Source organism: uncultured Cellulomonas sp. (assembly GCF_947494015.1).
Lineage (GTDB): Bacteria > Actinomycetota > Actinomycetes > Actinomycetales > Cellulomonadaceae > Pengzhenrongella.
In genome coordinates, this window is sequence record NZ_CANLTL010000013.1 from 105,238 (window position 1) to 130,904 (window position 25,667).

General features: G+C 74.6%; 21 protein-coding genes. 16 read left to right on the forward strand and 5 right to left on the reverse strand.

Annotation, left to right across the window (positions count from 1 at the left end):
* Position 1 precedes the first annotated feature (1 nt).
* From Q0840_RS14660 to Q0840_RS14680, 5 genes are all read left to right on the forward strand, one after another.
* Positions 2-625: an ATP-dependent Clp protease proteolytic subunit gene (locus Q0840_RS14660; RefSeq protein WP_298460643.1), complete on the forward strand. Its 624-nt coding sequence runs from the start codon at positions 2-4 to the stop codon at positions 623-625.
* 40 nt (positions 626-665) lie between these two features.
* Positions 666-1,364 carry an ATP-dependent Clp protease proteolytic subunit gene (locus Q0840_RS14665; RefSeq protein ID WP_298460644.1) on the forward strand — a complete coding sequence of 233 codons (699 nt, stop codon included), beginning with the start codon at positions 666-668 and terminating at the stop codon, positions 1,362-1,364.
* 198 nt (positions 1,365-1,562) lie between these two features.
* Positions 1,563-2,849, forward strand: coding sequence for an ATP-dependent Clp protease ATP-binding subunit ClpX (clpX, locus tag Q0840_RS14670; protein ID WP_298460645.1), 1,287 nt, complete (start codon positions 1,563-1,565; stop codon positions 2,847-2,849).
* A 4-nt stretch (positions 2,850-2,853) separates the two neighbouring features.
* Positions 2,854-3,168 carry a chorismate mutase gene (locus tag Q0840_RS14675; protein WP_298460647.1) on the forward strand — a complete coding sequence of 105 codons (315 nt, stop codon included), beginning with the start codon at positions 2,854-2,856 and terminating at the stop codon, positions 3,166-3,168.
* Between the two features lie 70 nt (positions 3,169-3,238).
* Positions 3,239-3,970, forward strand: a complete 732-nt coding sequence (locus Q0840_RS14680; RefSeq protein ID WP_298460649.1) for an AAA family ATPase — start codon at positions 3,239-3,241, stop codon at positions 3,968-3,970.
* Here Q0840_RS14680 and Q0840_RS14685 read toward each other — a convergent pair.
* Both Q0840_RS14685 and Q0840_RS14690 read right to left on the reverse strand, forming a co-directional pair.
* Positions 3,955-4,695, reverse strand: a complete 741-nt coding sequence (locus Q0840_RS14685; RefSeq protein WP_298460651.1) for a hypothetical protein — start codon at positions 4,693-4,695, stop codon at positions 3,955-3,957. The genes Q0840_RS14680 and Q0840_RS14685 overlap by 16 nt on opposite strands.
* Positions 4,692-6,548 carry a long-chain fatty acid--CoA ligase gene (locus tag Q0840_RS14690; protein ID WP_298460653.1) on the reverse strand — a complete coding sequence of 619 codons (1,857 nt, stop codon included), beginning with the start codon at positions 6,546-6,548 and terminating at the stop codon, positions 4,692-4,694. Before Q0840_RS14690 ends, Q0840_RS14685 begins: the two co-directional genes overlap by 4 nt.
* 212 nt (positions 6,549-6,760) lie before the next feature.
* On the opposite strand from Q0840_RS14690, the gene Q0840_RS14695 reads away from it, so the two are divergent.
* On the forward strand, positions 6,761-7,963 hold the full coding sequence (locus tag Q0840_RS14695; RefSeq protein WP_298460655.1) for a hypothetical protein: 1,203 nt from the start codon (positions 6,761-6,763) through the stop codon (positions 7,961-7,963).
* 174 nt (positions 7,964-8,137) lie between these two features.
* Here Q0840_RS14695 and valS read toward each other — a convergent pair whose 3' ends face one another.
* Entirely contained in the window at positions 8,138-10,876 is a 2,739-nt protein-coding gene (gene valS, locus Q0840_RS14700) for a valine--tRNA ligase (protein WP_298460657.1), read from the reverse strand.
* A gap of 192 nt (positions 10,877-11,068) precedes the next feature.
* Here valS and Q0840_RS14705 point away from each other — a divergent pair, with 192 nt between their 5' ends.
* Both Q0840_RS14705 and Q0840_RS14710 read left to right on the forward strand, forming a co-directional pair.
* Positions 11,069-12,073: a TIGR03557 family F420-dependent LLM class oxidoreductase gene (locus Q0840_RS14705; RefSeq protein ID WP_298460659.1), complete on the forward strand. Its 1,005-nt coding sequence runs from the start codon at positions 11,069-11,071 to the stop codon at positions 12,071-12,073.
* Entirely contained in the window at positions 12,070-12,864 is a 795-nt protein-coding gene (locus Q0840_RS14710; RefSeq protein ID WP_298460661.1) for a coenzyme F420-0:L-glutamate ligase, read from the forward strand. Before Q0840_RS14705 ends, Q0840_RS14710 begins: the two co-directional genes overlap by 4 nt.
* 13 nt (positions 12,865-12,877) lie before the next feature.
* On the opposite strand, the gene Q0840_RS14715 is transcribed toward Q0840_RS14710, so the two are convergent.
* A complete protein-coding gene (locus tag Q0840_RS14715) occupies positions 12,878-13,459 on the reverse strand; it encodes an HhH-GPD-type base excision DNA repair protein (RefSeq protein ID WP_298460663.1) in 582 nt (193 codons plus the stop codon).
* Positions 13,460-13,593: 134 nt separating this feature from the next.
* Between Q0840_RS14715 and Q0840_RS14720 the strand changes: the two genes are divergently transcribed.
* The 8 genes from Q0840_RS14720 (at position 13,594) to Q0840_RS14755 (ending at position 24,065) form a co-directional block, all read left to right on the forward strand.
* The gene (locus Q0840_RS14720; protein ID WP_298460665.1) at positions 13,594-14,352 is read left to right on the forward strand and encodes an SDR family NAD(P)-dependent oxidoreductase; all 759 of its coding nucleotides are present in this window, start codon (positions 13,594-13,596) and stop codon (positions 14,350-14,352) included.
* Between the two features lie 485 nt (positions 14,353-14,837).
* On the forward strand, positions 14,838-15,401 hold the full coding sequence (gene ssuE / locus Q0840_RS14725) for an NADPH-dependent FMN reductase (protein WP_298460667.1): 564 nt from the start codon (positions 14,838-14,840) through the stop codon (positions 15,399-15,401).
* Between the two features lie 285 nt (positions 15,402-15,686).
* Positions 15,687-17,339, forward strand: a complete 1,653-nt coding sequence (locus Q0840_RS14730) for an ABC transporter substrate-binding protein (protein WP_298460669.1) — start codon at positions 15,687-15,689, stop codon at positions 17,337-17,339.
* Positions 17,336-18,421: an ABC transporter permease gene (locus Q0840_RS14735; protein WP_298460671.1), complete on the forward strand. Its 1,086-nt coding sequence runs from the start codon at positions 17,336-17,338 to the stop codon at positions 18,419-18,421. The genes Q0840_RS14730 and Q0840_RS14735 overlap by 4 nt, the downstream gene beginning before the upstream one ends.
* Positions 18,418-19,353, forward strand: a complete 936-nt coding sequence (locus tag Q0840_RS14740; protein ID WP_298460673.1) for an ABC transporter permease — start codon at positions 18,418-18,420, stop codon at positions 19,351-19,353. Before Q0840_RS14735 ends, Q0840_RS14740 begins: the two co-directional genes overlap by 4 nt.
* Positions 19,350-21,176 (forward strand): ABC transporter ATP-binding protein, encoded by a 1,827-nt coding sequence (locus Q0840_RS14745; protein ID WP_298460676.1) that lies wholly within the window; start codon positions 19,350-19,352, stop codon positions 21,174-21,176. Before Q0840_RS14740 ends, Q0840_RS14745 begins: the two co-directional genes overlap by 4 nt.
* Positions 21,173-22,615, forward strand: coding sequence for an LLM class flavin-dependent oxidoreductase (locus Q0840_RS14750; protein ID WP_298460678.1), 1,443 nt, complete (start codon positions 21,173-21,175; stop codon positions 22,613-22,615). Before Q0840_RS14745 ends, Q0840_RS14750 begins: the two co-directional genes overlap by 4 nt.
* 61 nt (positions 22,616-22,676) lie before the next feature.
* A complete protein-coding gene (locus Q0840_RS14755) occupies positions 22,677-24,065 on the forward strand; it encodes an acyl-CoA dehydrogenase family protein (RefSeq protein ID WP_298460680.1) in 1,389 nt (462 codons plus the stop codon).
* On the opposite strand, the gene Q0840_RS14760 is transcribed toward Q0840_RS14755, so the two are convergent.
* Positions 24,000-25,409, reverse strand: coding sequence for an Ig-like domain-containing protein (locus Q0840_RS14760; protein ID WP_298460682.1), 1,410 nt, complete (start codon positions 25,407-25,409; stop codon positions 24,000-24,002). The two genes, Q0840_RS14755 and Q0840_RS14760, sit on opposite strands and share 66 nt — an antisense overlap.
* Between the last annotated feature and the right edge of the window lie 258 nt (positions 25,410-25,667).

Consider the following 25,667-nt stretch of genomic DNA (forward strand, 5'->3'; position numbering starts at 1 on the left):
GGTGAACGAGCAGATGCCGATGATCGGGCGGGCCGACGGGGCCGGTCTGGGACTCAACGACTCCATCTACAACCGGCTGCTGCGTGAGCGGATCATCTGGCTGGGCTCGGAGGTGCGCGACGAGAACGCCAACGCGATCTGCGCCCAGATGATGCTGCTGGCGGCGGAGGACCCCACCAAGGACATCTACCTGTACATCAACTCGCCCGGCGGCTCGATCACGGCCGGCATGGCGATCTACGACACGATGAAGTTCATCCAGCCCGACGTCGCCACGGTCGCGATGGGCATGGCCGCGTCGATGGGCCAGTTCCTGCTCTCCTCGGGGACCAAGGGCAAGCGGTACGCGACCCCGCACGCCCGCGTGATGATGCACCAGCCGTCCGGCGGGATCGGGGGGACCGCGACCGACGTGCGGATCAACGCCCAGCTGATCATGCACATGAAGTCCGTCCTGGCCGAGCTCATCGCCGACCAGACCGGCAAGACCGTGGAGCAGATCCACGCCGACTCCGACCGTGACCGCTGGTTCACGGCGCCCGAGGCGCTGGAGTACGGGTTCGTCGACCACGTCGTCGCCCACGCCGGCTCGGTCGCCGGCGGCGGCGGCACGACCGCGTCCTGACCCCGCCGCCCGGCCACAGCCACCAGAACAGGGAGAACCCGTGAGCATCGAGTCGCAGTTCATCTCCACCGCCGGCCGCCTTGCCGGCGGCCGCGCGCTCCCGTACGGGGCGCCCAGCAGCCGGTACGTGCTCCCGCAGTTCGAGGAGCGCACCGCCTACGGCTTCAAGCGCCAGGACCCGTACACCAAGCTCTTCGAGGACCGCATCATCTTCCTCGGCGTCCAGGTCGACGACGCGTCGGCGGACGACATCATGGCCCAGCTGCTCGTCCTGGAGAGCACGGACCCCGAGCGCGACATCATCCTGTACATCAACTCGCCCGGTGGCTCCTTCACGGCCATGACGGCGATCTACGACACGATGCAGTACATCAAGCCGCAGATCCAGACCGTGTGCCTGGGCCAGGCGGCCTCGGCCGCCGCGGTGCTGCTCGGTGCGGGCACGCCCGGCAAGCGGCTCGCGCTGCCGAACGCCCGCGTGCTCATCCACCAGCCCGCGATGGAGGGTGGCGGCTACGCGCAGGCGTCCGACATCGAGATCCACGCCAACGAGCTCATCCGCATGCGCGAGTGGCTCGAGGCGACGCTCGCCCACCACAGCGGCCGCACCCTGGACCAGGTCCGCAACGACATCGAGCGCGACAAGATCCTCACGGCCGACCAGGCCCTGGAGTACGGGCTCGTCGACCAGGTGCTGCAGAGCCGCAAGGCGGCCACGACGGTCACCGTCCCGGCCTGACGGTCGCCGACGGCACACCTCGCCGGTCGCCACCGGTCGGGTCGTCGGACTCGGCCGGTGGTGACCGGGTGTTGCTGCTGACACGACGGCGCACGTGGTGTGCAATGGACTGGACGTGTCGGGGTCGTTCGAACAGCCCGGACGCGGTGCACGACCCGTCCGCCGACAGGCGGGCGCCGGCGGAGAGAGGGGACGGCAGTGGCTCGGATCGGGGACGGGGCCGACCTCCTCAAGTGCTCCTTCTGCGGGAAGTCGCAGAAGCAGGTCAAGAAGCTCATCGCGGGTCCAGGGGTGTACATCTGCGACGAGTGCATCGACCTGTGCAACGAGATCATCGAGGAGGAGCTCGCCGAGGCCACCGAGGTCTCCATGGTGGAGCTGCCCAAGCCGAAGGAGATCTTCGACTTCCTCGAGCAGTACATCGTGGGCCAGGAGCCGGCCAAGCGATCCCTCGCGGTCGCGGTGTACAACCACTACAAGCGCATCCAGGCCGGTGAGGCGGGCCGCCTGCCCGGTGCCGAGGGTGACGCCGTCGAGATCGCGAAGTCCAACATCCTGCTGATCGGCCCCACCGGGTGCGGCAAGACCTACCTCGCGCAGACGCTGGCCAAGATGCTCAACGTCCCGTTCGCCATCGCGGACGCGACGGCCCTCACCGAGGCCGGGTACGTCGGCGAGGACGTCGAGAACATCCTGCTCAAGCTCATCCAGGCCGCCGACTACGACGTCAAGAAGGCCGAGACGGGCATCATCTACATCGACGAGGTCGACAAGATCGCCCGCAAGAGCGAGAACCCGTCGATCACGCGCGACGTCTCCGGTGAGGGCGTCCAGCAGGCACTGCTGAAGATCCTGGAGGGGACGACCGCGTCGGTCCCTCCGCAGGGTGGCCGCAAGCACCCGCACCAGGAGTTCATCCAGATCGACACCACGAACGTGCTGTTCATCGTGGCGGGTGCGTTCGCCGGGCTGGACGAGATCATCACCTCGCGTGCGGGGCGCCGTGGCATCGGCTTCGGGGCGCCTCTGCACTCGGCCGACGACGTCGACGTGTACGGCGAGGTCATGCCGGAGGACCTGCTCAAGTTCGGGCTGATCCCCGAGTTCATCGGCCGCGTGCCGGTCATCACGACCGTCTCGCCGCTCGACCAGGCCGCGCTGGTGCGCATCCTCACCGAGCCCCGCAACGCGCTCGTCAAGCAGTACCAGCGCATGTTCCAGATCGACGGGGTCGAGCTCGAGTTCACCCAGGACGCCGTGGAGGCCATCGCCGACCAGGCGCTGCTGCGCGGGACCGGTGCCCGCGGGCTGCGGGCCATCATGGAGGAGGTCCTCCAGCAGGTGATGTTCGAGGTGCCCAGCCGCGACGACGTCGCGCGGGTGGTCATCAACCGCGGCGTCGTGCTCGAGAACGTCAACCCGACGCTCGTGCCGCGTGAGGCGCCGCCGGCGGCCAAGCGCCCGCCCCGCGAGAAGAGTGCCTGAGCCGGTGACCACCGTCCCCGCGCCGTCGGGGACGGTGCCCGCCGAGCTCGTCTCCATCCGGCAGAGCATCGACAACATCGACGCGGCGCTGGTGCACCTCCTCGCGGAGCGGTTCAAGTGCACCCAGCGGGTCGGCCACCTCAAGGCCGACCAGGGGCTGCCGCCGTCCGACCCGGCGCGCGAGGCTCAGCAGATCGACCGGCTGCGCCGGCTGGCGGCCGAGGCGGGGCTCGACCCGGTGTTCGCGGAGAAGTTCCTCGGCTTCATCGTCGAGGAGGTCATCCGCCACCACGAGGAGATCGCCGGCAGCCAGGGCTGAGACCGGGCGCGCGGCCGCCGGGCCTCCCGCCGCGCTCCCCGGAGCCGGGCGCCCGGGTCACACTGTCCCGGTGAGCCTCGACGACGTCCGTCCCGTCCGCCGGATCCGACGCCGCGACGACGCGAGGTACGACCCGGACCTGTGGCCCTACGCCGTCCCCGCGGTGCGCCAGCTCCTGGACGCCGGGCTGGACCTGCCCGCCGGCGTGACGTTCCTGGTCGGGGAGAACGGCGCGGGCAAGTCGACGATCGTCGAGGCCGTCGCCGCAGCGGCCGGCCTCAACCCCGAGGGCGGCAGCCGCCACGCCCGGCACTCCACCCGCGTCAGCGAGTCACCGCTGCACCTCGCGCTGCAGCTCGTCCGGTCGGCGGGCTCCGCACGGTGGGGCTACTTCCTGCGGGCCGAGACCATGCACGGTCTGTACACCTACCTGGAGGAGACCGGGAGCCCGCGCCGCCCGGAGCCGCCGCTGCACGAGATGAGCCACGGCGAGTCGTTCCTCCAGGTGCTGGGCCAGCACTTCGACCAGGCCGGCTTCTACGTGCTGGACGAGCCCGAGGCGGCGCTGTCGTTCACCTCCTGCCTGGCGCTGGTCGACCAGCTCCACCAGCTCGCCGCGGCGGGTGCCCAGGTGCTGTGCGCCACCCACTCGCCGCTGCTCACCGCACTGCCCGGGTGCACCATCCTCGAGCTCGACGACGACGGCCTGCACCGCACCACCTGGGAGGACCTCGCGGTCGTCTCGCACTGGCGCACGTACCTGCGCGACCCGCGGGTGTACCTGCGTCACGTCCTGGGCTGAGGCCTCGTCACGGCAGCCGCGAGGACGACCGCCGCACCCACCGCGGTGCCGGCCCGCGCGCTCCGCGTCCGGCGACCGTCCAGCGCCGTGGTCACCAGGCCCCACACGGTGGCGGCCGCCAGCGTGCGGCCGCCACGAGACGCCGTCCGTACGGTGCGGGCGACGCCGGCTGCGGTCACGGCGACGGCCACCGTGGAGCCGACGACGCTCGCGCGCGACGTCGGGTCGGCGCCGCGGAGCTGGGTCGCGGCCGACAGGTTGACCACCGCCGCCAGCGCCGTCCAGCCCAGCAGCAGACCGGCCGTCGCCGAGCCGATCGTCTCGCCGGTCCCGGGCACCGCCTGCAGCCGGCGGAACGCGAGCGCGGCGAACCCGGCGGCCGGCGGCAGCAGCGCGGGGGTGAGCGCGAACCGGTCGGCCTGCGAGGCCACCGACCACCCGGCGGCGAGGGCGCAGGCACCGGCCAGCGGCCAGCCCAGAGCCCGGTCCTCGGCGGAGGCGGGCCGCCCCGCCGTCGCATGCCGGCCGACCCGCGCGGCCGTCGCCAGGCAGCCGGCGAAGATCGGCGCCCAGATGGCGAAGGCGTAGTCCGGCGGGGTCACCGCGGTGTCGTACCGCGCGGCGGACTCGCTCGTGCCGAGCAGCGGCGGCCCGAGCGTCGGGATGCCGACCAGGGCCGCCACCGCGACGCCCAGCCCGGCCGCACGGGCGGCGTCGGCCCTCACGAGTGCGCCGTCGGCCTCGACCCGGCCGCGCCGGCGTGCCCGTCCCCCGGTCGCGGCGCGGCGTAGACCGCGTCGATCTGGTCGGCGAAGTCGGCCAGCACCCGGGCCCGCTTCACCTTCAGCGACGGCGTCAGGTAGCCGTTCGCCTCGGTGAAGTCGACGGTGAGCACGGAGACCTTGCGGATCGACTCGGCGCGCGAGACGGCCTCGTTCGCCCGCTCGGCGGCCCGGTCGAGGGCGGCGAGGACCTCGGGGTGCGTCGCCGCCGTCGCGGTGTCCATCTCCGGCAGCCCGTGCGAGGACAGCCAGCCCGGGAGCATGTCGGCGTCCAGCGTCACTAGCGCGGCGATGAACGGTCGACCGTCGCCGACCACGACGCACTGGCTGACCAGGGGGTGGCCACGGAAGCGGTCCTCGAGCACGGCCGGTGCGACGTTCTTGCCGCCGGCGGTCACGATGATCTCCTTGGACCGGCCGGTGATGCGCAGGTACCCGTCCTCGTCCATCGCGCCGAGGTCTCCGGTGCGGAACCACCCGTCGACCAGCGCCTCGGCGGTCGCCTCGGGGTTGTCGTGGTAGGCGCGGAAGACGTGCGGCCCGCGGACGGCGATCTCGCCGTCGTCCCCGATCCGCAGGCTGGTGCCCGGGAACGGCGGGCCGACCGAGCCGATCCGCAGCGCGTCCGGCCGGCTCACGGCGGTCGGGGCGGCGGTCTCGGTCAGGCCGTAGCCCTCCAGCACGTGCAGGCCCAGGCCCCGGTAGAAGTGACCCAGCCGCTCCCCGAGGGGGGCACCGCCGGAGATCGCCCAGGCCGCCCGGCCGCCCAGTGCCGCCCGCAGCCGGCCGTAGACCAGCCGCCCGGCGAGCGCGTGCTGGGCCCGCAGCGCGCGCGACGGCCCGCCGGGCGTCTCCAGCGCGCGCGACCAGATGATCGAGACCCTCGCCGCCCACCGGAACAGCTGCAGGCGCGGTCCCTGGCCGGCCTTCTGCTCCGCGGAGTTGTAGACCTTCTCGAACACGCGCGGCACCGCGAGGATGAACGTCGGCCGGAAGCTGGCGAGGTCGGGCAGCAGCTGCTTGGGGTCGGGGGTGTAGCCGATCACCGCGCCGGACGGGATGCACAGCACCTGGATGTACCGGGCGAACACGTGTGCCAGCGGCATGAACAGCAGCGTGCGCGACCCCGGCGTCGCGCACACGTCGGCGAAGGCCACGGCGCCGTTGAGCGCGAGGTGCAGGAAGTTGCCGTGGGTCAGCTCGACGCCCTTGGGACGGCCGGTGGTCCCCGAGGTGTAGATGATCGTGGCCAGGTCGGCGGCGCCGGGCACGTCCCGGCGCCGCACGACCTCCGCGTCGTCCACGCCCGACCCGGACGCGCACAGCCCCTCCAGCCCGCCGTCGTCGATCGTCCACACCGGACCCAGGCCGGGCAGGCGGTCGCGCACCTCCTCGACCGTCGCGGCGTGCGCCGACGTCTCCACGACGACGGCACGGACGCCGGCGTCGGACAGGATCCAGTGCACCTGCTCGGCCGAGGACGTCTCGTAGACCGGGACCCCGACGGCGCCGGCCGCCCAGATGGCGAAGTCCACGACGGTCCACTCGTAGCGGGTGCGCGACATGATCGCGACCCGGTCCCCGGGTTCCACGCCGGCCGCGACCAGGCCCTTCGCGACCGCGGCGACCTCGTCGGCGAACGCGCGCGCCGACACCGGGACCCAGCCGCCGTCCAGCGGCGACCGCCGCTCGGCCAGGGGGCCCTCGGGGTCGCGCGCGACGCGCTGCGCGAGCAGCGTGCTGATGCTGTGCGCCGGGTCGACGTCGACCCGGCTCGGGGAGTGGAACTCGGGCATGGCGGCTCCTGGAGGCGATGGCTGCGCCGAGCCTATGCCCCCTGCCCGCACCGGCTCGGGGACCCCGGCCGCGCGCGTCGACGTGGCGGCGGGGACCCGCGGCCAGGGGTGGCGCCGACCCGCCGGGTGGTCGAAGGTGGGACGGGTCAGCACCCGGCCACGCACCGCGGCGGCCGGGTCCCGATCCCCGTGTCCTCCTGGAGGCGCTGCCCATGAAGCTCGACTGGCTCAAGCCGCTGCTCGGCCGTACCGGCCCGTTCACCACCGTCTACGTCGACGCGACCCGCAACGACCCCTCGGGGGAGACCGAGGTGCTCGACCGGTGGAAGGGGCTGCGGCGCGACCTCGAACGTCAGGGCGCCCCGCAGCCGGTCCTCGAGGAGATCGAGGACGTCATCACGCGCCCGACCCGGGTCGCCGGCGCGCACGGCCGGGTGCTCATCGCCGACGCCGAGGGTGTGCGGATCGACCGTGTCCTGGCCGACCCGCCGGACCGCAACTCGGCCACCCACGGGCCCGTGCCGGCCCTGCTGCCGGCGGCCCGTGCCGCGGACGAGGCCGTGAGCTACCTGCTGGTCGAGGTGAACCGGCAGGGCGCCGACCTGCACTGGAGCGACGACGCAGGCCGGCTCGAGGCGGGCGACCACGAGGTGGTCGAGGGCGACCACGACGAGCTGCGCAAGGTCAAAACCGGTGGCGGCTGGCACCACGACCACTCCCAGAACCGCGCCGAGGACTCCTGGGAGCGCAACGCCGAGGTCGTCGCCGCGGACATCGACAAGCAGGTGGTCCGCCGCAACCCCGAGCTCATCGTCCTGACCGGTGACGTCCGCGAGGTCCGGCTGCTGCACGAGAAGCTGGGGCACCACGCCAAGGAGCTCGTCGTGGAGGTCCCGGGTGGCTCCCGGTCCGAGGGGGTCAAGCAGGACGTGTTCGACGAGCGGGTGAACGCGACGCTCGAGGCGTTCCGGGCGCGGCGCCGTGAGGCGGTCCTGGACCTGTTCCGCCAGGAGCAGGGCCGGGGTGGCGCGGCCACGACGCAGCTGGACGACGTCATCGACGTCCTCAGCCGGGGCCAGGTGTCCGAGGTGGTGCTGCTGGAGTCGGTGACCACCAACGCGTCACCGCTCGCGGACCGCACCGTCTGGGTGGGCCCGGACCCGCTGCAGATCGCCCGCACCCGCGACGGGCTGGAGGCCATGGGCGTCACCGAGGGGGCTCGCGAGCTGCGCGCCGACATCGGGCTGGTCCGGGCCGCGCTCGGCCAGGACGCCGGGCTCACGTTCGCGGTGGACGGCAGCGTCGACCTGGTCGACGGCGTGGGGGCGATCCTGCGCTGGACGGACTCCTCGACGCCCAGCGAGGCGGTGCTCAGCCAGTCCGGGGACACCGGTCGCGTCCGGGACGTCGTCTGAGCCGCACCGGCCCCACCGGATCGGCCCGACCAGACCGGCCTGGCCGACCGGCGTGACCGCGGCCCGGCCGGGACGCCGCACGGAGCGCACGCACGAGGGGCCCGACCGCAGCAGCGGTCGGGCCCCTCGTGCGTGCCCACCCCGAGGAGGGCTGCGCTGCGGCGGAGCGCGTCGTCAGGCCCGGACCCGGGCCTCCGCCTCCCCGAGCTCGACCTCGACGACGGCGGCGGGCGCCGGGGTGTCCGGGGCGCCGTCGCGGCCGTCCCGCGCCGGTGCGGCCACGAGCTGGAGGTCCCCGGTCACCCGGCCCGCCGCGCGCACGTCACCCGCGACCGACGCCACGGCGTCCACGGCGGCCGGCGGCACCGCCAGCACGGCGCGCAGGATCGGCGTGCGCATCGACACCTTCGCCTCGGACTTGACCTTGCGCAGCGCGGCCAGGGCGGCCCCCGCCGCCCCCAGCAGCGCCGGGTCGGCGTCGCCGGCGGCCGCGCGCAGGGGTGCGGCGGTCGGCCACGGAGCGCGGTGGACCGAGCCCGCACGCCACCACGACCACACCTCCTCGGTCGCGAACGGCAGCACCGGCGCGAACAGCCGCAGCAGCGTGTCCAGCGCGAGCTCCAGGGCGGCTCGCGCCGACGCCGTCCCGGCGTCGACCTGCGCCGCGCCGCCGCCGTACGCCCGGTCCTTGACCAGCTCGAGGTAGTCGTCGCAGAACGTCCAGAAGTACGTCTCGGTCAGCTCGAGCGCCCGGGTGTGGTCGTACGCCTCGAGCGCCTCGGTGGCGCGGTCCACCACGTCGGCCAGGCCGGCGAGCATCGCCCGGTCCAGCGGGTCGGTGACGCTCGACGGGTCCGCCGCGGCGGCGGCCTCGCCGGACTGCTCGTCGCCGTCCTCGGTGCCACCGACGAAGGCGAGCGCGAACTTGCTCGCGTTGAGCACCTTGATCGCCAGCCGCCGGCCGATCTTCATCTGGCCGACCTCGAACGCGGCGTCGGTCCCCAGCCGGGCCGAGGCGGCCCAGTAACGCACCGCGTCGGAGCCGTGCTCCTCGAGCAGCCCGCGCGGGGTGACGACGTTGCCCTTGGACTTGGACATCTTCTTGCGGTCCGGGTCCAGGATCCAGCCGCTGATCGCCGCGTCCGACCACGGCAGGGACCCGTGCTCCAGGTGCGAGCGGACCACCGTGGAGAACAGCCAGGTACGGATGATGTCCTGGCCCTGCGGGCGCAGGTCCATGGGGAACACCCGCTCGAACAGGTCGGGGTCCGAGCGCCAGCCGCCGGCGATCTGCGGGGTCAGGGAGCTCGTGGCCCAGGTGTCCATGACGTCCGGGTCCCCGACGAAGCCGCCCGCGCGGCCGCGCTGGTCGGCGGCGTAGCCCGGTGGCACGTCGCTGGACGGGTCGATCGGGAGCATGTCCTCGCCCGGCAGGATGGGGTGGTCGTGGTCCACCTCGCCGTCCGCGGTGACGGGGTACCAGACCGGGAACGGCACGCCGAAGAACCGCTGCCGCGAGATCAGCCAGTCCCCGTTGAGGCCACCGACCCAGTTCTCGTACCGCACCCGCATGAAGTCGGGGTGGAAGTCCAGCTCGGTGCCACGGGCGAGGAGCTCGGCGCGCAGGTCACGCCCGGGGGCCTCGCGGCCGCCGTTGCGCAGGTACCACTGGCGCGAGGTGACGATCTCCAGCGGCTTGTCGCCCTTCTCGAAGAAGTTCGCCTTGCGCTGGGTGGGGACCGGCTCGCCGTCGAGGTCGCCGCTGTCGCGCAGGGCGTCCACCACCTTGGTCCGCGCGGTGAAGGTCGTCGTGCCGGCCAGCTCGGCCCACAGCGTCGCGGCGCCCGGCGCCGTCAGCCAGGCGGGCAGCTCGCGCACGAGCCGGCCGTCGCGGCCCACCACCGAGCGGGTCGGCAGCTGCAGCTCGCGCCACCACTGCACGTCGGTCAGGTCGCCGAAGGTGCAGCACATCGCGATGCCGGCGCCCTTGTCGGGCTCGGCGGCCGGGTGGGCGAGGACCGGGATCTCGACCCCGAACAGCGGGGACCGCACCGTGGTGCCGAACAGGTGCTGGTACCGCTCGTCGTCGGGGTGGGCGATCAGCGCGACGACGGCCGGGAGCAGCTCCGGGCGTGTGGTCTCGATGTGCACCGGGCCGCCGTCGCCGTGGAACGCGACCCGGTGGAACGCCCCGGGGTAGTCGCGTGCCTCGAGCTCGGCCTGCGCGACGGCGGTCTGGAACGTCACGTCCCACAGCCCCGGCGCCTCGGCCTGGTACGCCTCGCCGCGCGCGAGGTTGCGCAGGAACGCCTGCTGGGCGACGGCGCGGGCCTCGCCGGAGATGGTCTGGTAGTGGTGCGTCCAGTCCACCGACAGCCCCAGGTAGCGCCACAGCGACTCGAACTCGCGCTCGTCCTCGACCGTGAGCCGCTCGCACAGGTCGATGAAGTTGCGCCGGGACACCGGCTGCTGGTCGGCGGCCTTGGTGCTCCTGCCCTCCCCGCCCACCTGCGGAGGCGTGAAGTCGGGGTCGTACGGCAGGGACGGGTCGCAGCGGACGCCGAAGTAGTTCTGCACGCGCCGCTCGGTCGGCAGGCCGTTGTCGTCCCAGCCCATCGGGTAGAACACCTCGCGGCCGACCATCCGGCGGTACCGCGCCACCACGTCGGTGTGCGTGTAGGAGAACACGTGACCCACGTGCAGCGAGCCGGAGACGGTCGGCGGCGGGGTGTCGATCGAGAAGACCTGGTCGCGCGTGGCCGTGCGGTCGAAGGCGTACGTCCGGTCGCTCGTCCAGGCGCGGTCCCAGCGGTCCTCGAGGCCGTCCAAGGAGACCTTGTCCGGTACCCGCCGGCCGCGGACCGCCGGGGCGGGTGCGGACGTGGGGGCGGCGTGGGGCTGCGGGTCGCTCATGGGTCCGATCCTCCCAGATGGGCGGCGCCGGCTCGTCGGGCGTCCGCCCGGCGGGCCCGGGCCGTCCCCGGCGCCACCGAGGTCGGCGGACTAGGCTCGCCGGGGCGCCCGGACGGGTGCCCACGGGCGCCCGCCGACGGGCGCCGGACGGACGACGGTCGTCCGACGGGCGGCGCGAGGGGACGGGACGCAATGGCTGAGGGCCTGACGATCGGGTACGCGGCGGCGCTGGAGCAGTTCCACCCCACCGAGATCATCGGTCTCGCCGAGCTCGCCGAGTCCCACGGCTTCTCCGGGGTGATGGCCGCCGACCACTTCCAGCCCTGGGTGCCCGCGCAGGGCCAGAGCGCCTTCGTGTGGAACGTGCTGGCGGCGCTGGGGGAGCGGACCCGCGGTGACCTCGGCCCCGGGGTCACCGCGCCGACGTTCCGCTGGCACCCGGCGATGGTCGCCCAGGCGTCGGCCACGCTGGCGGCGATGTACCCCGGCCGGCACTGGCTCGGGCTGGGCTCGGGCGAGGCGCTCAACGAGCACGTCGTGGCGGGGTACTGGCCCGAGGCTCCCGAGCGGATCAACCGCATGTTCGAGGCCATCGAGGTGATCACCAAGCTGTTCAACGCCTCGCTGGCGGGCAAGGACGTCAAGCACTCCGGGCAGTTCTACAAGCTGGAGTCGACCCGGCTGTGGACCATGCCGGAGGTGGCGCCGGAGATCCTGGTCGCCACGGCGGGGCCGGTGACCGCCAAGCGCGCGGGCCGGCACGCCGACGGCCTGATCACCGTCGGCGCGCCGCTGGAGAAGATCGCCGGGCTGTTCGGCAAGTTCGCCGAGGGCGCGCGGGACGCCGGCAAGGACCCCGACACCATGCCGAAGGTGCTCCAGGTGCACCTGTCCTGGGCCGAGACGGACGAGGCCGCACTGGCCAACGCGATGCAGCAGTGGCCCAACGGCGGCATGAAGTTCCCCAAGGGTGACATCCGGTCCCCGTTCGACTTCGAGCAGATGTCCAAGCTCGTGCGTCCGGAGGACTTCGCCGGGCGCATGGTCATCTCCGCCGATCCCGACCAGCACCGCGCCGAGCTGCAGAAGTACGTCGACCTCGGCTTCGACCGGATCTACCTGCACAACGTGGGACGCAACCAGCGCGAGTGGATCGAGACGTTCGGCCGCGACGTCCTGCCGAAGCTGGTGCGGTGAGCGCAGGCTTCTGCGTCACGGCGCCCGACGGGCTGCCGGAGGTCGCCCCCGGCGACGACCTCGTCGACCTGCTCGCGGGCGCCCTGGCCCACCTCGACCTGGCCGGGGGCCCGACGGCGCTCGCGGACGGCGACGTCGTCGTGGTGACCAGCAAGGTGGTGTCCAAGGCCGAGGGGCGGGTCGTCGCCGCCGCGGACCGCGAGCAGGCGATCACCGACGAGACCGTGCGCGTGGTCGCCAGCCGCCCGCACCCCGGCGGCGTGACGCGCATCGTGGAGAACCGGCTCGGCCTGGTGATGGCCGCCGCCGGGGTCGACGCCAGCAACACCCCCGAGGGCACCGTCCTGCTGCTGCCCGTCGACCCCGACGCGTCCGCGCGTGCGCTGCGCGCGGGCCTGGGACGGCGACTGGGCGTGCGGGTCGGCGTGATCGTCACCGACACCGCCGGCCGGCCGTGGCGGCAGGGGCAGACCGACATCGCCATCGGCGCCGCCGGCGTCGTCGTCCAGGACGACCTGCGCGGTCAGCTCGACGGGCACGGCCGGCGGATGGACGTGACCGTCGCCGCGGTCGCCGACGAGATCGCCGCCGCCGCGGAGCTCGTCAAGGGCAAGGTGGCCGGGCGGCCGGTCGCCGTCGTCCGCGGCCTGGCGCACCTGGTGACCGACGACGACGGACCTGGTGCCCGCAGCATGGTGCGGACGGGGCCGGACGACATGTTCGCCCTCGGCACCGCCGAGGCGTACGCCCAGGGGTGGCAGGACGCCCGGGACGGCGTCCGGCGGCGCTGACCCGGCAGGTCGCTCAGCCGGCCGACTGCCGCGCCGCGGCCTTGGCAGCCCGCTTCGTCTCGCGGACCTCGCCCAGCGAGCGCTCGTCCACGACGTCGGCGATGGAGCGTCGCGCGCCGTCCTCGCCGTACGGCCCGGCGGCCTCGCGCCAGCCCGGCGGCGTCACGTCGCGCTGCTTGCCGAGCAGGGCGAGGAAGATCCGCGCCTTCTGGTCGCCGAAGCCCGGCAGCGCCTTGAGCCGGCGCAGCACCTCCCGGCCGTCGGGATCCCCGTCCGTCCACAGCCGCGTCACGTCGCCGTCGAGGTCGTCCACCACGGCCCGGGCGACGGCCTGGACCCGGCCCGCCATGGAGCCCGGGTAGCGGTGCACGGCCGGGGGAGTCGCGCACAGGGCCGCGAAGGCCTCCGGGTCGGCGTCGGCGATCGCGGCGGGGGACAGGGTCCCCAGGCGCTGGGCGATCTTGTACGGCCCGGCGAACGCGGTCTCCATCGCGACCTGCTGGTCGAGCAGCATGCCGAGCAGGAGCGCGAAGGGGTCGTCGTCCAGGAGGCGGTCCGCCGCCTCGTCGCCCGTCATCCACAGCGTCGTCGCCATGGCTCTCATCCCATCACGACCGCACGCGCCCGCGCGCCCGACATGGCAGGGTGCACCCGGACGCGCCGGCCCGGGCACCGGGCGGCGTACGCGCCGCCGGTGGCGGCGCTCGGACCAGGCAGAGGGAGCGGCAGATGACCGAGGCAGCGCTGAGGGCGGTCGTGACCGGGGCGTCGTCGGGCATCGGCGCCGCGACCGTCCGGCGGCTGCGTGCGGAGGGCTGGGACGTGGTGGCGGTCGCGCGCCGCGCGGACCGCCTGCGGGCGCTTGCGGACGAGACGGGTGCCGACACCGTGGTCGCCGACGTGACGTCCGACGACGACGTCGCCCGGCTCGTCGACGCCGTCACGTCCGGCGGCCCGGTGCACGCGCTGGTCAACAACGCCGGCGGTGCGCTGGGGACCGACCCGGTCGAGCGCGGCTCGCTCGACGACTGGCGCGCGATGTACGACGTCAACGTCCTCGGCACGCTGCGGGTCACCCAGGGTCTGCTGCCGGCGCTGCGGGCGACCGGACGCGGTGACGTCGTGGTCCTCACGTCGACCGCGGCGCACGACACCTACCCCGGCGGCGGCGGCTACGTCGCCGCGAAGCACGCGGAGCGACAGATCGCGACCACGTTGCGGCTCGAGCTCGTCGGCGAGCCGGTCCGGGTCATCGAGATCGCACCGGGCATGGTCCGCACCGAGGAGTTCTCGCTGACCCGCTTCGGCGGCGACCAGGCCCGCGCGGACGCCGTCTACGCCGGCGTCGACGAGCCCCTGGTCGCGCAGGACGTGGCCGACGCGGTGGTGTGGACCCTGACCCGTCCGCACCACGTGAACGTCGACTCGATGATCATCCGCCCCCGCGCCCAGGCCTCGAACACGCTGGTGGCGCGCTCGCACGCCTGAGGGTGACCACCATGTGGACGCTATCTCACATGGTGGTTGCCGGGTTCCCCGACCGGGTGACCTCTGCCACGCTCTGGCCATGGCCACCCACGGACAGCACCGATCGCCGCGCGACCTCGTCGCCCCGCGAATGTGCATGTCCATGGCCATGGCGCGCTGCTGTCGGTAGCCCCGCGCCCGCGGCACCCGCTGCCGCTGCCGCTGCCGTCGCCCCGCGCTGACGCCGAGCTCGCCTCGGTCGGCGGAGCGTGACGGCCGCCCGGCCGGCGTCCCCGGCCGGTGCACAGTTGCGGTGCACGGCCCGGTGCACGCGTCCGGCGCCCCACGGCGTCCGGCCGTGCCGCATCCCGCCGTACCCCCCCGCACCATCCCGGCGTCCGACGGCCTCGCCGAGGCCGACGCCACTCACCTGTCCCCTGGGTGCGCGACCCCGCGCGCTCTCTCTCCGGGCGTCCCTCGACGCTCACGAGACCGAAGGACCCACCATGTCCCGCATCCTCGTCCTGACCGGCAGCCCCTCCTCCCGCTCGCGCACCTCCGCCCTCGCCCTGCACGTCGCCGACGACCTCGCCCTCGAGGGGCATGACGTCGAGGTCCTGCACCTGCGCGGGCTGCCGGCCCAGGCGCTGCTGCACGCCGACACCACCGACCCGGCCATCGCGGCCGCCGTGCGCGCGGTCATCGCCGCCGACGCCGTCGTCGTGGCCACCCCCATCTACAAGGCGTCCCTCTCCGGGCTGCTCAAGGTCTTCCTCGACCTCCTGCCGCAGGCGGCACTCGGCGGCAAGGTCGTCCTGCCGCTGGCGACCGGTGGCACCGTCGCCCACCTGCTCGCCATCGACTACGGGCTGCGTCCCGTGCTCAGCTCGCTCGGCGCGCGGCACGTCGTCGCGGGGCGGTTCGTCCTCGACACCCACATCGACCACCTCACCGGTGGCCCCGTCGTCGTCGACGAGGGCAGCCGGGAGTGCGTCGCGCGCACGGTCGCCGGGTTCCGCGACGCGCTGCGTCTCGTCGACGACGACGCCCGGGCGCTCGCGACGGCCTGATCCCGCCGCGCCCGGCACACACCGCCGGGCCCGCGCCGACGCCCGTGGCGTCCGGCGCCGCGTCCCCCCGGACGTGACCAGCACCCCGCCCCCACCGCGGGGACCCGTATCGGCGCACGCCGGCGGGTCCCCGCGGCCCCGAGCGCGCCCCGGTGCGCCCGGGCGCGCCCGCCGGTGGCCGTCCCCGCCGCCCGGCCGGCGCCCCGCAGCACCCTCACCCTCTCCGCCCTCGGGCGACCACCCCACCCGGCGTCCCGTCGCCGACGACCACCACCTGGAGAACCGATGTCCGCCCACCGCACCCGCGCGGTCGCCACCGCCGTCGGCCTGCTCGCCCTGACCGCGTGCAGCACCGGCACCTCGGCCGGCACCTCGCCCCAGAGCTCCGCGTCCGCCGACGCCGGCACCCCCGTCCCCGGCGGGACCTTCCGCATCGGCACGAACGGCCAGGAGCCGACCTGCCTCGACCCGCACGGCAACGCCAGCACGCTCGGCCCGATCCTCACGGTGCCGTTCTCGGACTCGCTCGTGTGGCAGGAGGAGGACGGGACGCTCTCGCCCTGGCTCGCCCAGAGCTGGGACGTGTCCGACGACGGCCTCGTCTACACCTTCCACCTGCGCGACGGCGTGACCTTCACCGACGGCGCGGTGTTCGACGCCGAGGCGCTGAAGATCAACTTCGAGCACATGCTCGACCCCGCGACCAAGAGCCCGCTGTCGGCGTCGTACATCGCGCCGTACTCCTCCTCGCGCGTCGTCGACCCGCTCACGCTCGAGGTCACGCTGTCCTCGCCCTACTCGGCGTTCCTCAACGTCCTGGCGCAGGGCTTCCTCGGGGTGATCTCGCCGCAGCAGATCACGCAGGCGCCCGAGACAATCTGCGAGGCGCCCATCGGCTCGGGGCCGTTCGTCGTCGAGCGGTGGAACAAGGGCCGCAGCGTCGAGTACACGAAGAACCCGGACTACGCGTGGGGCCCGGGCGGCACGCACGAGGGCCCGGCGTACCTGGACAGCCTCGAGGTCGTATTCGTCACCGAGGACGCCACCCGGTACAGCGCGCTGGCGTCCGGGGAGCTCGACGCGATCGAGTTCGTCCCGCCGCAGAACTACGCCGCGGTCGAGGCCGACCCGCAGCTCGGCACATTCACCGAGTACCGCCCCGGCCACCCGTTCTCGCTGTGGTTCAACACCTCGCGGGCCCCGTTCGACGACGTCCGCGTCCGGCAGGCGCTCGTGGCGGCGGTCGACCGCCAGGCGATCGTGGAGAGCATCTCGTTCGGTCAGTGGGACGCCGCGGAGGGTTACCTCACGCCCTCGACGCCGGACTACATCGAGGACGTCGAGGGAGACCTCGGGTACGACCCCGACCGCGCGAACCGGCTGCTGGACGAGGCGGGGTGGACCGAGCGGGACGCCGAGGGGTTCCGCACCAAGGACGGCGAGCGCCTGGTCGCCTACCTGCCGACGACGAACGCGGTGCCGCTGCGCATCCAGATCGCCGAGCAGACCCAGGCCGCGGCGCGCGAGGTCGGCGTCGACATCCGGATCGAGTACCCCGCACCGCAGGAGCTCGAGGAGCGCAGCGCCGCCGGCGACTACGACCTGAGCGCCGGACTGTGGTCGACCAACACGGCCGACGTGCTGTGGATCCGGTACAGCTCGGACAACATCACCACGCCCGAGCGGCGGGGCCTGAACGGCTCGTACCTGCGCGACGACCAGCTCGACGGGCTGCTGCAGAGCGCGCGCGAGACGACCGACGCGGACACCCGGCACGACCTGTACCGGCAGGCCCAGGAGCGGCTCGTCGAGCTCGCGCCGGGCATCCCGTTCTACAGCGACCCGCGTCCGGTGGCCTACCAGACGGACGTCCACGGGCTCGAGTACGCGCACGGGTACCTCGCGCCGTACGTCTTCGACGTCTGGCTCGACCGATGAGCGCCGCGCCCACGGTCGTCCCGGGTGCCGCCGACCGTGTTCACCCGGCCGCCGTGGCCGGCGCCGTACCCGCCGGCGTGCCGGCCGGCGTGCCGGCCGCGGCGACCCGACCCGCGTCACGCGCACCGTCCCGGCGGACCCGGGCCGGCGGCGTCGTCCGCCGGCTCGGCGCCCGGGCGCTCGGTGCGGTCGGCGTGCTGTGGGGCGCGGCGACGCTGACGTTCCTCGCGCTCGTCCTCATCCCCGGCGACATCGCCTACGCGATCGTCGGCGGACCGGACGCCAATCCCTCGCCCGAGGTGCTCGCGCAGGTCCGCGCCGAGTACGGGCTCGACCGACCGGTGGCGGAGCAGTACGGCGCCTACCTGCTGCGTCTGGCGACCGGGGACCTGGGCACGTCGTACCGGTTCCACGCACCGGTCACGCAGCTCATCGGCGAGCAGGTCGGCCCCACCGTCGTCCTGGCGGCATCCGCCGCCGTCGTCGCGGTGCTCGGCGCCGTCGCCGTCGCGCTGGCCACCGCCGGCCGTCGACCGGCGGTCCGCGGGCCCGTGTCCGGGATCGAGCTCGTGCTCGCGTCGCTGCCGTCCTTCTGGCTCGGCATCGTGCTGCTCACCGTCTTCTCGTTCACGCTCGGCTGGTTCCCGGCCATCGGCGGCGAGGGCTGGCGCGGGCTCGTGCTGCCCACGCTCACCCTCGCGCTGCCGCTCGGCGCGGTGCTCGCGCAGGTCGCCCGGTCCGCGGTCGAGGAGGTGCTCGAGGAGCCCTTCGTCGTGACGGCCCGGGCGCGCGGCCTGAGCGACGCCGCGGTGCGCGTGCGGCACGTGCTGCGCCACACCCTCGTGCCGCTGACCACCATGACCGGCTTCGTCGTCGGCGGGCTGTTCGGTGGCGCGGTGATCACCGAGACGCTGTTCAACCGCGCCGGCCTGGGACGCCTGCTGCTCTCGGCCGTCAACGCGAAGGACATGCCGGTCGTGCTCGGCCTCGTCCTGCTCTCGGCCGCCGTCTACGTCGTCATCAACCTCGTCGTCGACGCCACCTACCCCCTCATCGACCCCCGCCTGCGGAGGACCTCATGAGCACGTCCGTCCGGACCCCGTCGACGCCGACCGCCGGCGGCGCCAGCGCCGACAGCGCCGCCGGAGCCACCCCCGACGCGGCCGCCGGGACGCCGTCGGCCCCGGCGTTGCGGACGGTGCGCCGGTCGCAGGTGCCGCCGAGCGTCGCCCTGGCCGCGCTCGCGCTGCTCGTCGTCGTCGCGGCGGCCGCGTTCCCCGATGCGCTGGCCCCGCAGGACCCGCTGGCCGTCGACCCCACCCAGACCCTCGCCCCGCCCAGCGGCGCGCACCTGCTCGGCACGGACGAGAACGGGCGTGACGTGCTCAGCCGCATCGTCCACGGCACCCGCAACTCGCTCCTGCTGGGGTTCGGCGCGATCGCGATCGGCCTGGTCGCCGGGACCGCGCTCGGGCTGCTGGCCGGGCTGGGCAACCGCGTCGTCGACGCGCTGCTCATGCGCACGATGGACGTCGGCCTGGCGTTCCCCGAGCTGCTGCTCGCGCTCGTCGTCATCGCGATCGCCGGCGGCGGCACCCGCAACGCCCTGCTCGCGATCGGCATCGCCAGCACGCCGAGCTACGCCCGGCTCGTGCGGGCCCAGACGCTGGGCGTCCGCCGGGCCGGGTACGTCGAGGCCGCCCGGGCGACCGGCCTGTCGGAGACCGCGGTCGTGCTGCGGCACGTCCTGCCGAACGCCGTCAAGCCGGTGCTCGTGCTCGCCACCATTGGGATCGGCACCGCCACGGTCGCGGGCGCCGCGCTGAGCTTCCTGGGCCTGGGCACCACCCCACCGACGCCCGAGTGGGGCTCGATGCTCTCGACGGCTCGCAACTTCGTCGAGCTGTCCTGGTGGTACGGGCTGTTCCCGGGCCTGGCCATCACCGTCCTGGTGCTCAGCACGTCCGTGCTGGGCCGCCACCTGCAGCGCCGAGCCGAGGAGGGCGTCCGATGAGCGCACCCACCAGCGTCGCGTCCACCACCGGCGTGCCGATCACCGCGTCCACCACGTCGTCACCCCCGGCCCGGGTCGCGGGGCGGCCCGCCGCCCCGGTCCCACCGCCGACGCCGTCGACGGCGCCGGCGGTGCGGGTCGAGGACCTGCGCATCGCCTTCGGTCGCGGACCGGCGCGGCGCGAGGTCGTGCACGGCGTCTCGTTCGACGTCGCCCGGGGCGAGTGCCTGGCGCTCGTCGGCGAGTCCGGCTCGGGCAAGAGCGTCACCGCACGGAGCCTGGTCGGGCTCACCGGCCGCGACGCCCAGGTCCGGGCCCGCACCCTCGCGCTCGGCGGGACCGACCTGCTCCGCTTCGGCGAGCGGGACTGGCGCCGCCTGCGTGGCGGCGACGTGGGACTCGTCCTGCAGGACGCGCTGGTCTCGCTCGACCCCGTCCGCCCGGTCGGCGGTGAGATCGACGAGGCGCTGCGCCTGCACACCGACCTCACCCGCGCGCAGCGCGCCGAGCGCGTGGTCGAGCTCCTCGAGCACGTCGGCGTGCCGGACCCGGCGGTGCGTGCGCGGCAGCTGCCGCACCAGCTCTCGGGCGGCCTGCGCCAGCGCGCGCTCATCGCCGGTGCGCTCGCGGGCGAGCCGGACCTGCTGGTCGCCGACGAGCCGACCACCGCGCTCGACGTCACCGTCCAGGCGCAGGTCCTCGACCTGCTCGCCCGGCTGCGCGACGAGGGCCGCACCCTGCTGGTCATCAGCCACGACCTCGCCGTGGTGTCGCACCTCGCCGACCGGGTCGCCGTCCTGCAGGACGGCCGCATCGTCGAGACGGGTCCGACGGCTCAGGTGCTCGGCGACCCGCAGCACCCGTACACACGCCGCCTGCTCGCCGCCGTCCCCGCCGAGCACGCCCGCGGCACGCGCCTGTCGGCGCCGCCCGTCGGACCCGAGGCGTCCGCGCCCGACGCACCGATCGCCGCCGACCGCCGACCCGTGCCGCGGCACCCGGTCGGCGAGGTGGTCGCCCGGCTCGACGGCGTCGCGCGGACGTTCCCCGGGCCGGACGGGCAGCCGCGCGTCGCCGTCCGCGACGTCTCGTTCGACCTGCGCGCCGGGGAGACGCTCGGCATCGTGGGGGAGTCCGGCTCGGGCAAGACCACCACCGCCCGCATCCTGCTGGGCCTGACCGAGCCCACCGCGGGCACCGTCGAGGTGCACGGCCGGTCGTGGGCGGGCCTGACCCCGCGTGAGCGGCGGGCGCTGCGCCGCGACGTGCAGGTCGTCCACCAGGACCCGCTCAGCTCGTTCGACCCGCGGCACACCGTGGGCCGCATCCTCGCCGACGCGCTCGGCGTGGCCGGTGTCCCCCGCTCGCGGCGGCGCGCCCGGTCGGTGCAGCTGCTCCAGCAGGTCGGCCTGGGCGTCGAGCACCTGGACCGACGTCCGCGCCGGCTGTCCGGCGGGCAGCGGCAGCGGGTCGCGATCGCACGGGCCCTGGCCCCACGGCCGCGGATCGTCGTCTGCGACGAGCCCGTCTCCGCGCTCGACGTGTCGGTCCAGGCGCAGGTCCTCGACCTGCTCGCCGACGTCCAGGCCGAGACCGGCGTCGCCTACGTGTTCATCTCGCACGACCTGGGCGTCATCCACCACGTCAGCGACCGCGTGCTGGTGATGACCGACGGCGAGGTCGTCGAGCACGGCGACGTCGCCGACGTCTTCACCGCGCCGCAGCACCCGTACACCCGCCGCCTGGTCGCGGCGATCCCACGCATCGGGGACCCGACGTCCGCCACCGCCGCCCCCACGACCACGGACAGGACCGCCCGATGACCAAGCCCATCTCCGTCAACCTCTTCGAGATGAACACCGTGGGCCACATCTCCCACGGGCTGTGGGTGCACCCGGAGAACACCCGGCACCGCTTCAACGACCTGGAGTTCTGGACCGAGCACGCCCAGCTCCTCGAGGAGGGCCTGTTCGACGCCGTCTTCCTCGCCGACGTCATCGGGACCTACGACGGCTACCGCGGCGGCCCCGGGACGGCGCTGCGCGAGGCGGTGCAGATCCCGAACAACGACCCCCTCCTGGTCATCCCCGCGATGGCCGCGGTCACCCGGCACCTCGGGTTCGCGGCGACGTTCTCCACCACCTACGAGCCGCCGTTCGCGTTCGCCCGGCGCGCGAGCACGCTCGACCACCTCACCAAGGGCCGATTCGGCTGGAACATCGTCACCTCCTACCTGCCCAACGCCGCGCGCAACTTCGGCCTGACCCAGGAGGTCGAGCACGAGCTGCGGTACGCGATCGCCGAGGAGTACCTCGACGTCCTGTACAAGCTGTGGGAGGGCTCCTGGGACGACGACGCCGTGGTGCGCGACGTCGCCGGCCAGGTCTACACCGACCCCACCCGCGTGCGTCCGATCGACCACGTCGGCGAGCACTTCTCCGTCGCCGGGCCGCACCTGAGCGAGCCGTCGATCCAGCGCACGCCCGTGCTGTTCCAGGCCGGCGGCTCGCCGACCGGCAAGGCCTTCGCCGCCCGGCACGCCGAGGCCGTGTTCGTGGGCGGCCGCAGCACCGAGGACGTCCGCCAGAACATCGCCGACCTGCGCCGGCTCGCGGTGGGCAACGGGCGCGAGGCCGACGACGTCAAGGCGTTCGCCGGAGCGGTCGTCATCGTCGGCAGGGACCGCGCGGCGGCCGAGCGCAAGGCCGAGGAGTTCCGGCTGCTGTCACGCGCCGAGGGGTACCTCGCGCACGCGGGCGGTGGCGGCGTCGACCTCGCGGCGTACCCGCCCGAGACCGTCATCGACGACATCGTCGCCGGTCTCGGCGGGCCCGAGCAGGTCCCGAGCAACCGCCGCTACGCCCCCGGCACGACGGTCGGTCAGGCGCTCGCGGCCGTGACCCGGTTCGACAAGGGGTTCTTCGCGGTCGGCACGCCGACCGAGGTGGTCGACACGATCGAGAGCTGGGTGCGCGACACCGACCTCGACGGGTTCAACCTGCGCCAGTTCCTCACCCCGGGCACCGCCGAGGACTTCGTCGAGCTCGTCGTGCCCGAGCTGCAGCGGCGCGGGCTGTACCGCACCGAGTACGCCGAGAGCACCCTGCGCGAGCGCCTCGCCGGCCCGGGACGCACCCGGCTCGCGGACTCCCACCCCGGCGCTCGGTACCGCGGTGGGCGCAACCTGCGCCCGACCCAGGCCACGGCCACCGCCTCGCGCGACGCCGTCGTCGACGACGCCGCGGCACTCGCCGGCGTCTGATCCCTCCCGGCCCCGCCCGCCGGGCGACGACGCCGCCCCACCGCACGACAGGAGACCCGCGTTGACCACCGACACCCTGCCCGACCGCCTGCCCGACCCCGCGCTCCACGACGCCTTCGGGTCGCGCCCGACGCCGGCGCAGGTCGCCGACCCGGCCGGCGGGCCCGCCACGACCGGAGACCTGGACGACCTCACGACCCTGCCGGCGAACCTGACCGGCTCGGTCGAGCCGCCCCCGCCGGACGCCGAGCTCGACGCCGCCTTCCGCCCGGTCTTCGAGCGCATCGCGGCCGGCGCCCTCGCGCGCGAGGAGCGCCGCGAGCTCCCGTTCGAGGCGGTCGACCGGCTGCGGGACGCCGGCTTCGGTGCGCTGCGGGTGTCCCGCGCCGCGGGTGGACGGGGCGCGAGCCTGACCCAGCTCGTGCGACTGCTCATCGAGCTCGCGCACGCCGACCCCAACGTCGCCCACCTGCTGCGGGGTCACTTCGCGTACCTCGAGCACGCCCTGACCGACCACGACCCGGCGACCCGGCGGTTCTGGGCGCGCGAGGCGGTGGCCGGCCGGCTCATCGGCAACGCGAGCAGCGAGCAGGGCAACGGCGGGCTGTGGGACACCCGCACCCGCGTGGCGCCCGACGTCGACGGCACCTGGCGGCTGGACGGCACGAAGTACTACAGCACCGGGACCATCTTCGCGGACTGGATCTCGGTGGGTGCCGTCCGGTCGGACGGCGAGCGTGTGACGGTCGCGGTGCGCGCCGACGCCGCGGGCGTGGAGCGGCGTGATGACTGGGACGGCTTCGGCCAGCGCATGACCGGCAGCGGGACGACGGTGTTCGTGCGGGTGGAGGTGGACCCGCGCGGCATCGTCCCGTACGCCGCCCGGCGGCCCTCGATCCTGGGCGCGTACTTCCAGCTGCACCTGCTCGCCACGCTCGCCGGCATCGGCCGGGCGGTCGTCGGGGACGCGGTCGGGTTCGTCCGACCACGCAGCCGGACCTTCGGCAGCGCCGCGACCCCGGTGCCGCGGGCCGACCCGCTGGTGCAGGCCGTCGTCGGGCGGCTGTCCGCCGCCTCCTTCGCCGCGGACGCGATCGTCCTGGCCGCCGCCGAGAAGCTGGACGCGCTGACCCGGTCGGCGGCCCGCGGTACTGCGACCCAGGAGGACCACGACGACGTGGACATCGCCGCGTACCAGGCGCAGCTGGTGGTCGTCGACCTCGTCCTGCGCGGCGCCACCGAGCTGTTCGAGGTGGGCGGGGCGTCGGCGACGAGCGGCACCCGGCTGCTCGACCGGCACTGGCGCAACGCCCGGACGATCGCCTCCCACAACCCCGTGGTCGCCAAGGAGCGGATGGTGGGGGACCACGTCCTCAACGGCACCTCACCGGCCGCCGGCCTCGTGACCTCCGTGCCGCCCGGGGCGCACGTCCGTGCGTCGGGACGCTGACACCGGCCGGCGACCGAGGGCGAGGAGGGCGCCGCCACCGGCGACGAGCGCCGCGGTCAGCGCGGCGATGCTGCGCAGGTCCGCACCGGATGCGGCGAGATGGGTCGCCGGCGACGCCGTGCCGACGGCGCCGCGCGCCGGCGCGCCCACGGTCGACATCTCGCGTCCGGCGGGCCGGGGGACCGCGGGCGGCGCCGTCACGGTGATGGCCACCTCGCCCCACTGGCCCGAGCTCCCCCCGATCGCCACGACGCTGTACGCACCGGCCGCGGTCCCTGGCGGCAACGGCACGCTGAGCCGGTGCCCTCCGTCGGCGTCGGCGACGGCGGTGCCGAGGAGGACCCCGCCCGGGTACAGGAAGTACGCCACCGTCTCGCCGCCCCGCACGCCTCCACCGACGAGCGTGACGGTGCCGGAGGCGGCCGGACCTGTGAGGGACGCCGCCAGCGGGCTGCCGGGCGTCGGGCTGCTCCGGGGCGGCTCCCCGACGACCGTCACCACGACCGTCGTCGTCGCGGCGAGGAACCGCTCATCCGCTGCGCTCTCGACGACCAGCGTGTGCGTGCCGGGCGACAGCACGGGCAGGTCGACCCGCGCCGGGAAGCTGACGGTCGGGGTGCCCGAGCCGAGAGGGCTGTCGCCCTCGCGGACGGTCACGCTCGGCTTGTCCCCCCAGCCGGACAGGAAGACGAGAAGGTGCGCCGGCGTACCGACGGTCACCGTGACGGGTGCCGCGGTGAGGGTCACCGCCTGGGGGGCCGGCGCTGCCACCACGAGCACGTGGGGCGCCGACCGGGCCGGCGGGTACCCGCCCGCGTCGGCCTCGCCCAGGTAGCTGGCCTCCACCGTCCACGTCCCCGCGGGGAGCGACTCGAACGCCGCGCTCGCCCGGCCGTCAGCCAGTGCCGTCGTCGTCGCGCGCACCTCGTCGCCGCTCGTCGCGACGACCTCCACCGTCCCGCCCGGCGTGGCCCCGTTGCCCACCACCGTGACGACGACGACCACTCGCGCCCCGGGGACCGCGGCATCCGGAGCGGTGAGCAGGACGTCGGCCTGCGGAGCCACCAGCGTGGGTGATCCGGTCGGCCCCCCGGCCGCCGGGCTCACCGCGGCGAGGCGGTCGTCGGGGAGGAGCGTGACGACCGGCGGCGAGATGTCGGGCGTGGTCGGCGGCCCGGGCGCCGCTGGGTCCGCCACGGGTGGGGCGGACTGCTCGGCCACGGGGTCGGCGCCGGCCCAGGCCGGGAGCGCGGCGCAGAGGCCACCGCCCCCGGCCGCCGCGGTGACGGCCAGGACGGCGACCGCTCGCCGCAACCACGCGGCAGGGTGCTGGTCCGTGGACATGCGAGCCTCCGTGCTCCCGCTGACGTCCCCCAGCGTGCCCGCCGGGCGACCACGCCGGCAGTGGCCTTGGTCCTGGTCGCGCGCTCGCCCGGGTCCGGCCAGGGCAGGAGCGCCGGGGGGTGAGCGGCCCGCCGGCGACCCGGCACGGTGGGGGCGTCGACGGCCGGAGCCGGTACCATCGTGAGCACAGGCACTGACCCGGCCATCACCGGCGAGCCTTCGGAAGAACGGGTCCCGGCCGTGCCGGGGCCTCAGTAG